This window comes from Paenibacillus sp. Aloe-11, assembly GCF_000245715.1.
GTDB classification, from domain to species: Bacteria; Bacillota; Bacilli; order Paenibacillales; family Paenibacillaceae; genus Paenibacillus; species Paenibacillus kribbensis.
This window is the reverse complement of the sequence record NZ_JH601073.1, coordinates 17,419-31,521: the sequence shown is the minus strand read 5'-3', so window position 1 is coordinate 31,521 and position 14,103 is coordinate 17,419. Positions and strand designations below refer to the sequence as shown.

Here is a 14,103-nt window from a genome sequence, read left to right as displayed (position 1 = left end):
GCAGGACGCCGAATTGCGCTGGTGACCCCGCGTATTCACATGCCGGGTGAGAACGGCTATCACAACAACATCCTGCGCCTGAAGCCGGATGCTGTGCTGGTGCGCAATCCGGGTGCGCTGTATTTCTACATGCGTCATCGCCTGGAGAACCCGGACGCACATCACCCGCAGCTGATTGGTGACTTTTCACTGAATATCGCCAACCATAAAGCGGCTGACCTGTTCCTGGATTCCGGCTGTGATCTTGTTACGCCGTCGTATGATCTGAACATCCAACAGATGGTCGATATGCTGAGACGCACACGCACAGACAAGCTGGAGATCGTCATCCAGCAGCATATGCCGATGTTCCATACCGAACACTGCGTCTACTGTACCTTCATGAGTGAAGGCACGGACTACACCAACTGTGGTCGCCCTTGTGAGGATCATCGCGCCTCCCTGCGTGATCGGATTGGTATGTCTCACCCGGTCCGCGTGGACGAAGGCTGCCGCAATACGGTATACAATGCTATCGAGCAATCCGGTGCCGAGTACCTGTCCAACTTTATGGAGCTGGGTGTGTCTCGCTATCGCGTAGAGTTTTTGGAGGAAACACCAGAGCAAGTGCATGAGGTTATCGATCTCTACAATCGTGCCCTACGCGGAGAAATCAGCGGTACGCAGGTTTGGAAGACGCTCAAAGCGACGAACCAATTGGGCGTTACACGTGGGCAGTTGGTGAAGTAAGAGGATGGCAATAGGCTAGCACAGCATTTTCATATTAGTTTTGATATATGAATGTAGAAATAGCAAAAAAGCAGGGTATGTGCATCGAGAGCACATACCCTGTTTTTTTGCCATGAGTTTATTATTAATTGCTATAAACCTCGTACCATTATACCTTTTGGGCTTTCGTTTTTCGGGAAAAAACAATATACTTTTGTCCAACATAATTAATTAAAGTATAAAAGATATTCCCGATTAAGATGGAGAGATTGCCTAGAACTCCGTTGTTTTTAATATCTAAATTTGAGACAAGGAAGTGACTGATTAGATAGCTGAGGCAATACGATAGTAAATAACATATCAATATAATAGATATAAATTTCCAGAGGGTCTGCCCGTGGCTTGCACTGTTTTTGAAAGTAAACCTTTTGTTTAGGAAGTAGCTGACAGTAGCACCCACAGAATTACCAATAAAGGTCGATAACCAGTAGTTAGTTCCCAGGTTAAAAAGCAAGAACATAACGGACATGCCGCATAGTGTGTTTAAAACACCGACCACAAGAAAACGGAAGAAGCTATTTTGAAATAAAGTCAATTTATTCACCTGTTCGTATCTGTTTATTGGACAGCCACAGCTTCCCTTTCGCTATTTTTAACTTTTGTTTTTTCAGCGTCTAGGGTGCTTTGGGAATTTAAAATGGTCTCAATAATATATTTGGGTCTTTGTTTTACTTCTTTATATATTTTACCGATATACTCGCCAATGAGTCCGAGTGCAACAAGCTGTAGACCCCCTATAAACCAGATCGATAGCATTAATGAAGACCAGCCCCAGACGGTGGTACCAAGGAGCTTGCTAATGATGGTATAAGCAGCTATTAATAAGCTTATTCCAAACATTGCAAAACCTACAGCCGAAATAAGCCGGATCGGGGTTACACTAAACGAGGTAATTCCATCAAAAGCAAAAGCGAGCATTTTCTTTAACGGATATTTGGACTCTCCTGCAAAGCGCTCATGTCGATCATAATACACTTCAGTAGATCGATATCCTATTAACGGTACTAGCCCTCGTAAAAAGAGGTTAACCTCTTTAAAGTTGCTAAGCTCCTGGAGAACTCTTTTACTCATCAAACGGTAATCAGCATGATTGTATACGATGTTGACTCCCATCTTACTCATAATACGATAGAAGCCTTGAGCAGTTGAACGTTTGAAAAATGTGTCGGTGGCTCTGCTTTTTCGGACTCCATACACGATGTCATAGCCTTCTTTGAACTTGGTAACAAATTCTTGGATGGCATTGAGATCATCTTGCAGGTCTGCATCAACGGATATTACGCAATCGGAGGTTTCTTTAGCTTCCATTAGCCCAGATAATAAAGCGTTTTGATGACCCGCGTTTTTCGCCAATTTGAGACCACTGACAAAAGGGTTTTTCTGATTATATGATGCTATGATGTCCCATGTTTTATCACGGCTGCCATCATCAACAAACAACATTTTACTATGTCTGGATATGAGCTGACTGTCTGCCAACTCCTCAAGAATGACCGTAAGCCTGCTTATCGTTTCAGGCAATACTTCTTCTTCGTTATAACAGGGAATAACTAATGTTAAAACGGGGTTACTGATTATTGAATCCAAAGAACTCTCTCCTCAAATTTTGGCTTAACTGGTACTCAAATTCCTATCTTTTTTAATCTATAATATGGTTTACTTAAATTATATAACATTGCAGTGACGAAGTGCTATAATAAACTATTAGTAATTTACAAGCGCTACTCAAATTATTGAATAATTTAGTAAGTTTTGTTGAAAAGGAGTTTAACCTATGAAAATCCGTAAAGCAATTATTCCAGCTGCGGGACTAGGAACCCGATTCTTGCCTGCTACGAAAGCAATGCCCAAAGAGATGCTTCCGATCGTAGACAAACCAACGATTCAATATATTATTGAAGAGGCTGTAGCATCTGGTATTGAGGATATCATTATCGTTACTGGTAAAGGGAAAAGAGCAATTGAGGATCATTTTGACTATTCCTTTGAACTGGAGCATAATCTGACCTCAAAGGAAAAATGGAACCTGCTGAATGAAGTGCGCAAACCATCCGAGATGGCAGATATCCACTATATTCGTCAAAAAGAGCCTAAAGGTTTGGGGCATGCGATCTGGTGTGCACGCAAGTTTATTGGGGATGAGCCTTTTGCTGTGCTTTTAGGGGATGATATCGTTGAGTCTGAGAATCCATGTCTCAAACAGATGATTGACGTTTTTGATGAGTATCAGCGTTCTGTTGTAGGTGTGAAGCAAGTAGATTGGAACGAGGTTCATCGGTACGGGATTGTTGAAGGTCATGAACTTACCACCAAAATCTCGGAAGCAGAACGTTTGGTAGAAAAACCGAAAAAGGAAGAAACAACCTCGAACTTGGCGATCATGGGACGCTACATCTTGACGCCTGATATTTTTGATATCCTAGGTCAGCAATCCGCTGGGGTAGGCGGGGAGATTCAGCTGACGGATGCATTGTCCAAACTGGGAGAAAAGAATCCGATCCTGGCCTACGAATTTGATGGCAATCGTCATGACGTTGGCGAGAAATTGGGGTTCATTGAAACAACCATCCATTATGCCCTGCAGCATAACGAGATTAAAGATGAAGTACTGGCTTATATGAGACAGGTCATAGAAGAGATCGATCAACAAAAACAGGTGAAGTCGTAAAGCCTATCATGCTCAGTATAAAAATAGACTGCCAGATGATGTGATATCATGGCAGTCTATTTTTGTATACCTATTTCTCCGATTTCAACTGAGCAATTTGCTCCTTCTCCTTCGGATCAGCTTTAATCAGCTTATCGTACAATGCTTTGTCATCCTGTCCCTGCTTTTGCAGAGCGACGATATAATAACGAGCTACCTCACGATTCGTAGCATCACTCAGGTCGTCCTTCAAGCCGTTTTTCAGAATGTTGGCAGCCTCTGCAGGCTTACCTGACATGAACTCAATTTTGCCAGCACTGAGCGCAATACTTGGGGTTACTTCAAAAGTACGTGTCAATTGAATTTCAGGTGGAACCGTCTTAATATGAGCTACCCCATCCAAAACCTGCTGGTAAGCAGCTAGGCCTGCCTGGAAATATTTCTGCTCTTTGGCGGTGTCCTTCTGCCCACGAGCCTGATCTCCGAGGTAGTAAGCTTGGGTAATCAACATATTGTACCAATCATTGTCCCATTTAAAATTGGAAATATTATTTTCCATAATGCTGAAAGCTTGTTCATTCTCACCTTTCATTTGCAAAAGGGAAATTTTGGAGTTTAACATAGTTTTGTTGTACGGCTCTGCCTTCAGGCCCATATTTAGTACCTCTATTGCAGCATTATAAAACTCTTCTTTTTTTGTTTGCTCATAAACATTTTTGTACAGTGCAGCCAATCTTAAAACCGAATCGGGATGTGTAGGACGAAGTTCAAGATCTTTATTAATAGCACCTTGAATTTCCTCAAATGATTTACTCACCGACATGATCTGCTTGGCATATGTGGCAGCATTCGCTGATTGCACGAAGCGAAGACCTGCAAACAGAACGACAATGCTCAGGATACCAATGACTGCACTGTACATGATCCGGAAACCGGAAGTACTGATGGACAAGCGTTTAAGAGGTTTGCTGTCCATAGCAGCAGCCATACCACCGAGACTCATAAATACCAGTATGCCCATGAACACGTAACTCAGATTAAAGTCCAGCAAACTATGAAGCAAGATCGAGAGCGCCAAAATGAGATACAGAAAGTGAGAATCCCGCTCTTCATCATTTTGTCTAATATAGTTACGAATATATTTGTAGAAAATATATAAGATGAATGACATAAAAATTACAAAACCGAGAATGCCAACTTCAACCAGGTACTGCATGAAAAAGTTATGGGCCTGACGGCTTGTATAAGGATAATCTTGGTACTTTTCGTACAAAGTAGCCCAACCGCCGCCGCCGGTGCCAATAACAGGATGATCTTTAATCAATTTAGCAGCATCCTGATAGAATACGAGTCGTTCCAGTACACTATGCTGCCGGAAATTGATATTTTCTAACCGGACCTGGACGTTTTCCGGCAGTACGCTGCGCAGGCCGGTTCCAATAAACAGAAAAGCCAGCAAGCCAATCACCACAACCGATCCGACAGGCAGCCACAGATTGGATAACTTACGGGAAGTCCAACCTGTGAGGGCACTTTCCAACTTCGGCGCCAGATAACGTTCAACAAGCCACAGTACAACAGCTACAGCAAGGGAGACACCAATAAGCAATCCCCAAGCCTTTGCAGCCTCACCGCCGTTATAGGCCTTATCGAGTTGTAATCCCATATTCGTAATCGGTGCCAGGATAGATATTGACGCTAGACCCGCAATGGCACAATGCAAAATCCATATAATCTGGCGTGCTGGTTTAAAGAAGAGCAAGAGCAGTACGAAAACGACTGGTAGCATAACCAGACCGCCCCGTGACAAGGTCAGGAACAGCGAGACCAGGATGGGCACCAACATGAATCCATGAGTAGCCTTACCATACCATGATTTTGACTTCATCAGACAAAAAACGGCAGCGAATAGGAAAGCCATTAGAAAAGCGGCATATGTATTCGCATATTGAAACACTGATGTTAGTCGGAGTCCATTTGTATCTGTCATGGTTGCATTGGTATAACGGTCTTGATACACATATTGGCTAAGCCAGCCTACCAGCTTGCCGGCAAGCACCCACTGTCCAAACCAGTTAATAAAGCCAAAGCCTACAATGACATAAGCAACAGTCATGATCAGATTGTGAATAATCTTATTGCCTAAGCGATCCTGTAGTAGATAGATTGAGATGATAAATAGGGCGGCATAGATGCACTGAACTACCACCATATTCATGGCCAGGTAATGTGAAGCTGCTGAAGTCAGTGAAAGCACATAAGTCAGAGGAAGTAACAGCACCAATACAGCCAGCCAATCCCTTTGCTCTTCCAGCTTGAATTTCTTATAATAGGTTACGATTCCCAAAATCAGCAGAATCGTGCTGATGATCAAAGCCCAATACAAAGGCTTCTCAAAGTCGAGCATTTGCCCATTAAAAAGCGCAGCCTGGAAGGGGGCCCAAGCTAAAAACAAAATCATGCCAACAATTAACACCCAAAATATAGCCGGCCTTTTATCGTCACGGGTCGACGTTTGGGCTTGTTTCCCGTATACTGGATTCGACAAGGTTTACAATCTCCTTTTCTTGTAGATACGTCAACATTTTAGCATATCATGGCTGTATGAGCCATATCGTAAGCAAGAAGCTGTAAAATATTTACACTAATGTATTGTGAGAGACTACCAAAACATATTTAAGGTCGTGACACACTCGTATGAATTTAACTCAAAACTTTTCAAAAAATTTAAAGTTACTATGGGAATTGTCTAAAAAAGATATAACATCCAGATACCTCGGCTCATTTATGGGGGTACTCTGGGCCTTTATACATCCTATGGTATCCATACTTGTTTATTGGGTTGTATTTCAGGTTGGTTTTAAAAACATGCCGATTGGAGATACTCCCTTTATCCTATGGTTATTAACAGGGATGGTGCCTTGGCTGTTCTTTTCAGAAAGCTTGTCAACGGCAACCAATAGCATTATTGAAAATAACTATCTGGTAAAGAAGATAGTCTTCCGCGTCAGCTTACTACCTATGGTGAAAATCTTGTCTGCTCTTTTTGTACATGTATTTTTTATTATCGTCCTTTTCCTCATGTTCAAAATATACAATGTTGAGTTTACGATTTATAACATTCAAGTTCTTTATTATCTATTAGCTACGATTTTTCTTACTTTATCTATTTCTTACATAACAGCTACATTAGTTGTTTTTGTAAAGGACGTCAGTCAAATTGTAGGGGTATTTATTCAACTCTTCTTTTGGCTTACACCTATCTTCTGGAATTTGAATATTGTTGAGGAGAAGTATCAGTTCTTCTTTAAATTAAATCCTGTTTTTTATATCGTTGAAGGATATCGTGATACTTTTATCAATCACAAATGGTTCTGGGAGCATCCACTCATGACGCTCTACTTTTGGGCTATTGTGATTGTCGCAGGTACTATAGGGACCAAAATTTTCAAAAAAATGAAATCTCATTTTGCTGATGTATTGTGAGGAGAAACGTATGACTCAGAATGAATCCATTGCTGTGGAAGTTAATAATGTCACTAAAATATATAAAATATATGATAATCCCAATGAACGCTTAAAAGAGGCAATTCATCCTTTTAAAAAGAAATATCATTCTGATTTCAAAGCCATTAGCGATCTATCCTTTTCTATCAAAAAGGGACAAGCGATTGGGATTATCGGTAAAAATGGTTCGGGGAAATCCACTCTTTTAAAGATGATTACAGGCGTGATTACACCCACCAGTGGAAGCATTAAGGTGAATGGGAAAATTGCCGCTCTGTTGGAATTGGGAGCTGGGTTTAATCCCGATTTAACCGGGATGGAGAACATTTTTTTAAATGGTACGCTCATGGGCTATAGCAAAGCCGAGATGGATGAGAAGGTCGAAGATATTACATCCTTTGCTGACATCGGCGACTTTATTAATCAACCTGTCAAAATGTACTCCAGTGGTATGTTTGCCCGATTAGCTTTTGCAGTGGCTATCAATGTCGATCCGGATATCCTGATTGTAGATGAAGCCTTGTCCGTTGGAGATATTTATTTTCAGGCAAAATGCATCACCAAAATGAAGGAGCTTTCTAAAAAAAGCACGGTTTTATTTGTCTCTCATTCTATGGATACCATTAAAAGTTTTTGTGATACAGCCTTGCTCATCGATAAAGGACACATGGTCGAGATTGGTCCGGTGAAACGCGTTGCGCAGATTTACGAGAATATTATTAACCAGGAAATTGCAGACATGAAACGCGTTCAATCTTTGGATATGTTTGTAAACTCTGAAACCAATAAGGAAAGTACGCTTTTACTGTTAGAGGAGGATCCTGCTTTTGCAAAACGTGCCAACGAGTTTCGCTCCGGAACGGGAGATGCACGTTTTATAAGAGCAGATTTGTTAGTCAATGGGGAAGTAGTTAACCAGGTCCCTTTTGGCGAAATGGTTACTTTGCGTTTAGTAGCACAATATTATAAGGATATCGATTCTGAGGGAACCATTGGCTACATGGTTAGAAACCATACGGGTGTGGATGTATTCGGAATGAATATTTATAATAAAGCAAAGTTAGTTCCGAAAATGTCGGCGGGTGGCATTCTCGAGGTTAACTTTAATTTTCGTAATTTATTATCTGAAAGTGGTAAGTACACCATCTCTGTTGGCCTGAAGCCTAAACCTTTTGAGCCTGTTTACCTGGATAGTGTAAGCATAGCCGTTGTGTTTGAGGTTCCTAAGCCAGAGAATAATTACGTACCAGGGTTAATATTTGTAGATAACACGATAGATTTGCAAGTTATTAATTAGGGCTGGTGATAAAATGTGTGGGATATTGTTTTCTAATGTAGTCATAAATAAAGAAGTATTTCTTAATTCGTTAAATATAATGAAACACAGGGGGCCTACGGCCCCACTTTGTGTATATCAGAAAGAAAATTTTATGCTGGGGCACAACAGGTTAAGTATTTTAGATTTGGATCAAAGAAGTGATCAGCCTTTTTTCTCTGATGATGGAAGATACGTGATTATATTTAATGGAGAAATCTATAATTATAAAGACTTAGCCTCTGCTTATTCAATTCAAATGAGAACAAACTCAGATACTGAACTTTTATTGAAGCTTTACATTCAATATGGTCCCCAAATGTTGAATTGGCTTAATGGAATGTTCAGTTTTATTGTTTTAGACATACAGAAGAAATCCTTTTTTGCAGCACGGGATCGTATGGGGGTAAAACCGCTTTATTATAACAGATATGGAGAAGAATTTATCTTTAGCTCTGAAATTGCCCCATTGCTCCCGCTAATACGCAACATTTCTATAGATCAAGAAGCTGTAAGACAATATAAAAAAATGAGATGCTTCTTTAATGATCGTACTATTTATAATGAAATAAAAGAGTTTCCACCAGGATATTATTATGAGAACGGGGAATTCATTAAATATTGGGAGATTGATTACTCGGAGAAAGAACCGCCTTCCGATGAGGAACTTGAATCTTTAATTCGTTCTGCAGTAGAGTACCGCAAGATTGCAGATGTTGAAATTGGAAGTTACCTAAGCGGAGGCTTGGACAGCACGATTGTTACCGCACTGGCCAAAGTAGAGCATACTTGGACTGTTGGTTTTGAAGATTATAATGAATTTCCATGGTCCGAAATCGCAGCAACAAGATACAACACTATTCATCATCCGATATTGTTTGATCCAGACCGTTTTTTACCATTAGCTCGCGAGCTTATTGCTGTAAAAAAGGAGCCTCTGTCTGTCCCTAACGAGGTGCTGCTATATCACATGACTCAACAAGCAGCTGCTAAAAATACTGTTATATTGAGTGGAGAAGGTGCGGATGAGCTTTTCTTTGGATATGACCGTATTTTCAGATGGGCTAGTAGCACTACAGACTTTGATATCCGGGCCTTTAGCGATCTTTACACCTATGGGTCTGAGGATGATACAGAGATTGTAGAAGATGCATTGGCACCTTTTATGGAGCTAAAGTCTCCTCAAAAAATTGTAGCTGCATTCTTTCAACAAGCCCATTTGAGAGGATTACTCAAACGATTGGATAGTGCCTCAATGCTGAATTCGGTAGAAGCTAGATCTCCTTTCTTGGACTATAGACTAATTGAAAGGCTTGCAGGTGTTGACTCTAATTATAAAATGAAAGATGGGATTGTTAAGGCACCCCTTAAGAGAATTTTTAAAGATATTGTCCCTGCGGAGATTGTAAATAGAAAAAAGGTTGGTTTTCCTGTTCAACTTGAAAGAGTCCTATCTTCTGAAAAAATTGAAGGGAAGACGACATTCGACAAATGGTTTAACTTCAATTTAACTACGTTAGGAGAAATCTTATGATTATCGGCTATACTTCCGGAGTCTTCGATTTATTTCATATTGGACATTTAAATTTGTTGAGAAATGCTAAATCACTCTGTGACAAGCTCATTGTTGGAGTGACAACCGATGAGCTAGTTTCGTACAAGTACAAAAAAGCAGTAATTCCTTTCGAGGAAAGAATTGAGATTGTCCGAAACATCAGCTTCGTTGATACTGTAATTCCTCAGGACTCAATGGATAAATTTGAGGTTTGGCAAAAATTAAAGTATGACGTAATGTTCGTTGGAGATGATTGGTTTCAAAATGAACGCTGGGTTCAGTATGAATCACAGTTTAAAGAGGTTGGGGTGAAAATTATATATTTCCCCTATACGAAGAGCACATCATCGACTTTACTGAATGAAACATTACTAAAATTAAGAAAATAAGTACGGGATTTTTGCCTGAAAGGAAGAGGTTTTGTAGTGAATATGAACAGATCTATAGCTTTTGTCATTCACAATCTTGTTTTGTATGAGACGATTAGGCCTTTAATTGAGGAGTGTGAAAAAAAGCAGATCGTTTGTGATATTTATGTTCCCCAAATTGAAGAAGAGGATTGGGGGGACATGTCCTTAGATACTTACCATTATTTAAAGAGCAATGGTATACAAGTATCTTTGGTCAATTCTGTCCCTGATAAGGCTTATAAAATTGCATTCTATCCTTATCTTCCTTATTATTTAGAGGTTAAGTCGGATTATAAGTTTAGATACCAGTATGGAATGGCTAAGCCGAACTGGAATCTGGATTCGTGGAGTCGGAATTTCGATTTTATCTTTTGTAATGGGTTATATGATTCTTCGGTTTTGGCAGCGTACACTCAGACTGACATCGTAGGCATGATTAAATACGCCAATTTCCAAAGGAAAAAGCGTAAAACGGACAAGTATAATTTACTTTATCTGCCTACATATGGGAATGAGTCGTCTGTTGAGCTTGTTATGAAACATATTGACGAAATCTCAGACGCCTTTAATATGAAGGTGAAACTGCATCATGGCACATCTTTTTTGGAACATGATCGAGTTAAGCTAGTTAAATCTCATATCCCGGAAGTGCTTGATCACAAGGCTTCCCTTGTCAATTTAATAGAGGAAGCAGATTTAATATTGTCTGATGGCTCAGGTGCTATATTTGATGCGTTATTTACTGATACTCCAATTGTAATATTCCAGCACCCCCAAACAGAATCTTTCGAGGGAATTTTACCCTTGGAGGCACAAATTGTTGAGCAAAACATTGTCCCTTTTGTGAGTGATAATGGGGATATTAAGCAAACTTTACTTAATGCTATTTTAGATGAACAACTAATACAAAAAAGAAGGAAATTTACTTTAGAGATGTTTCCGGTTAAAGGAAGAGAGACGATAGATAAGTGTATGGACGTAATTGACAAGTTTCTAAATGACGATGTAGACCATGCTTATAGAGCGGGGCATACGCGCTTGAAAAATGAGTTTAATGAATTGCAAACTCGCAATCAAGCTCAAAAACACGAGATAGAGCAGCAGAAGCAACAAATTGTCGAGCATTCGGATCAGATTAACACATTGATACAAACACGAGATGAACAGGAAAAAGTAATAAGCAGCATATCGGCAGATTATAAATCTCTGTCAGAAAAGAAAAACGACTTAGAACAAAAATATGCAGAACTCATGCAGGATTATCATGATGAGAAAAACAGTTTGGAAATTTTAAATCAACAATATAGACAACTATTTGGCCAACATAACGAACTGACAATCCAGTTTAGCGAGTTGGAAGAATATAATGGAAGGTTGTCTACAGAGCTTCACAATATTTATAACTCTAAAAGGTGGAAAATGGCGAATAAACTTAAACATATCTTACACAAGTCCAAAATGATTTATGTAATTAAAGGATATAAAGTATGGAAAAGCTACGGCACCACCATTTTATTGAAAAAGATAAAAGCTAAAGTATCTCTTAAACTAAATTCGAAGGCGTTGGATCAACCGGTAGATTTATGGAAAGATGCAGAACATGCTAATTCCTTATTAACTTGGTATGAGTATAAATTTTTTAACTATAAATTGGCTAAGGACAATTCATTTTCTTTGGATCTCAATAAGTTTGAGGTTCAATTTGAGAAGGATCTTGTATCTGTTGTTCTCCCTGTTTACAACGGAGAGGATTATGTATCAAAAGCCATTGATAGTATTCTGCAGCAATCTTATAAGTATTTTGAGCTTATTATTATTAATGATGGCTCAAAAGACAATACGGCAGACATTCTTGATGAGTATGCTAAAGTAGATCATCGTATTAGAGTAGTTCATCAGGAAAATCGCAAGATACCAAGAACATTATCCAGAGGCTTTAAACTAGCTAGTGGTGAATATCATACCTGGACAAGTGCAGATAATATTCTTCCCGAGAATTTCTTGGAAAAAATGGTTGCAGATCTAAAACGTGATGAAAATATCGGAATGGTGTATGCCAATATGAGGTTAATTGATGCTGACGGTCAAGTAATCTCCAACCATGGCTGGTATGAGGAGCCACAGTTCAGTGGTAATGTTATGCTGCCGAAGTCTGCACTGGAGTTAAATGTATATCCTAACAATACGATTGGTGCGGCTTTTATGTATAGAGCCAAGGTAACCAAATTGTTAGGTGAATATTCCAGTTATAAGCATACCCTTGAGGATTATGACTATTGGATGAGAGTGAACTCTCTATTTGAACTCAAGCATGTGACGTTCGATGAGCCTATATACGATTACCGCTGGCATGATAAATCACTGACCGCTTTAGATCAAGAGCTTGGCATCACATCTAACCGATACAAACTCATGGTGCTTGATGATTTTAGGAGAGATTTTTATCTTACTCCATTAGTATGGATCATCGAAGGGGATACTACTGAAGCCGAGGAATTTAAAAATTATGTTCTAGCTAAAGGCCATACAGTGGTTGGAAGAGAAGAAATAGATACTATTATTGGTCTTAATTTGGCAACGCCTATTTGCTATTTATATATAAAAACAGGTGAAGTCCATGATTTTGAATTGATTGACTCTAAAGCTTCAGCATCTATATATACACTGCTTATCGATAAATCAGAGCAGCCAACTGACACATTTGTAGTAGATTATCCTTGGGATTTAAAAATAAAGGATAAAATGAATGGTGAGACAGATAACAACTATGAATTTTTTGCGCAGGACATGGATGTGTTGTTCTCTCTAATAAATACGAAGGTTAAGAACGATCACCTATACCGTATTGAGGCGGTAATTGAAAGTGAATCTGTTTATAATAAGAGATTATCGGTTATTATTTGCACTTACCAGCGAAGTGAGAAACTGTCCAATGCGATTAAATCTGTAATAGAGCAGTCGCTGGATCAAGCAGACTATGAGATTATTGTTGTCAATAACGATTATCTGAATGATGAGATTCATCATTTGGTTCGTGAATTCAGATCAACCTATAATGTCGATGAATCTTTCTTGCGATACATGGAGGCTCCTTTAAAAGGTCTATCCTTTGCACGAAATGTTGGCTTATTTGGAGCAGAAGGCGAAGTCATACTCTATATAGATGATGATGCTATCGCAAGTCCGAATTTGCTTGAGGAAACTGTTAAAGGCTTTTCGGATCGTCCTGATATTGGGGTAATGGGTGGAAGTATCATACTTAACTTACACGATGAGCGGCCTGAAGTGGTCAAACCAGGAACTGAAGCATTCTGGAGCCAACTTATTGTGGAAGGCGAAGAGATAAAAGATTCTAACTTTCAGTGGGAGTTTCCTTATGGAGCCAATTTTGCTGTTAGACATGCTGCGCTAATGCGAATTGGGGGCTTTAGAAGCGCTTATGGGCGTAAAGGTAACAATTACGCTGGAGGGGAAGAAATTGTTGTATCTTTTGCGATGCGAGAAATTGGTTGTAAGGTTGGGCTGAATCCTAAAATGAAAGTCATTCATGATGTGGACACCTCTCGATATACGGTAGAGCATGTTAGAAAAACAATGCGAAACAGTATTTTGACTAATTATCAATTGCAAAAGGATCTATATGCCCCGATGGAATCAGATATTGAAGCTGATAAGAATCATCTCGAAATTGTTAAAGCTGAATTAGATCATCTGCAGAAGCTTCCGACTCGAAATCGAGACGTAGAAATTGATATCTTGTATAAACAATATACAATTGAAGCGTATGAAGAGCTGATACGAATAAAAGAAAATGATATGAATTTGCGAAGACAGTTAGTAGGAGCGTATAGATAATTATAAAACTTTAAAGGCGCCTCTTTTAAAAAAATAGGGGGCGCCT

General features: G+C 39.4%; 10 protein-coding genes. 7 read left to right on the top strand and 3 right to left on the bottom strand.

Going from position 1 to position 14,103, the window contains the following annotated elements; all coding sequences use genetic code 11:
- The coding region (locus tag WG8_RS29080) for a U32 family peptidase (protein WP_007432635.1) at nucleotides 1–729 on the top strand (729 nt) is incomplete at its 5' end.
- Between the two features lie 148 nt (nucleotides 730–877).
- Here WG8_RS29080 and WG8_RS22835 read toward each other — a convergent pair.
- Entirely contained in the window at nucleotides 878–1,267 is a 390-nt protein-coding gene (locus WG8_RS22835; protein WP_256873831.1) for a GtrA family protein, read from the bottom strand.
- 59 nt (nucleotides 1,268–1,326) lie between these two features.
- On the bottom strand, nucleotides 1,327–2,355 hold the full coding sequence (locus WG8_RS22830) for a glycosyltransferase family 2 protein (protein WP_007432634.1): 1,029 nt from the start codon (nucleotides 2,353–2,355) through the stop codon (nucleotides 1,327–1,329).
- Between the two features lie 187 nt (nucleotides 2,356–2,542).
- Between WG8_RS22830 and galU the strand changes: the two genes are divergently transcribed.
- A complete protein-coding gene (gene galU / locus WG8_RS22825) occupies nucleotides 2,543–3,436 on the top strand; it encodes a UTP--glucose-1-phosphate uridylyltransferase GalU (protein ID WP_007432633.1) in 894 nt (297 codons plus the stop codon).
- 70 nt (nucleotides 3,437–3,506) lie between these two features.
- Here galU and WG8_RS22820 read toward each other — a convergent pair whose 3' ends face one another.
- Nucleotides 3,507–5,963 carry an O-antigen ligase family protein gene (locus WG8_RS22820; RefSeq protein ID WP_007432632.1) on the bottom strand — a complete coding sequence of 819 codons (2,457 nt, stop codon included), beginning with the start codon at nucleotides 5,961–5,963 and terminating at the stop codon, nucleotides 3,507–3,509.
- Nucleotides 5,964–6,112: 149 nt separating this feature from the next.
- Here WG8_RS22820 and WG8_RS22815 point away from each other — a divergent pair, with 149 nt between their 5' ends.
- The 5 genes from WG8_RS22815 to WG8_RS22795 are packed head-to-tail and all read left to right on the top strand — an operon-like array spanning nucleotide 6,113 to nucleotide 14,057.
- Nucleotides 6,113–6,901, top strand: coding sequence for an ABC transporter permease (locus tag WG8_RS22815; protein WP_043891347.1), 789 nt, complete (start codon nucleotides 6,113–6,115; stop codon nucleotides 6,899–6,901).
- Nucleotides 6,902–6,911: 10 nt separating this feature from the next.
- Nucleotides 6,912–8,219 carry an ABC transporter ATP-binding protein gene (locus WG8_RS22810; protein ID WP_007432631.1) on the top strand — a complete coding sequence of 436 codons (1,308 nt, stop codon included), beginning with the start codon at nucleotides 6,912–6,914 and terminating at the stop codon, nucleotides 8,217–8,219.
- 13 nt (nucleotides 8,220–8,232) lie between these two features.
- Nucleotides 8,233–9,771, top strand: coding sequence for an asparagine synthase (glutamine-hydrolyzing) (gene asnB / locus WG8_RS22805; protein WP_043891346.1), 1,539 nt, complete (start codon nucleotides 8,233–8,235; stop codon nucleotides 9,769–9,771).
- On the top strand, nucleotides 9,768–10,181 hold the full coding sequence (locus WG8_RS22800; protein ID WP_007432629.1) for an adenylyltransferase/cytidyltransferase family protein: 414 nt from the start codon (nucleotides 9,768–9,770) through the stop codon (nucleotides 10,179–10,181). The genes asnB and WG8_RS22800 overlap by 4 nt, the downstream gene beginning before the upstream one ends.
- Before the next feature lie 42 nt (nucleotides 10,182–10,223).
- Entirely contained in the window at nucleotides 10,224–14,057 is a 3,834-nt protein-coding gene (locus tag WG8_RS22795) for a glycosyltransferase (RefSeq protein WP_232289159.1), read from the top strand.
- Nucleotides 14,058–14,103 lie beyond the last annotated feature (46 nt).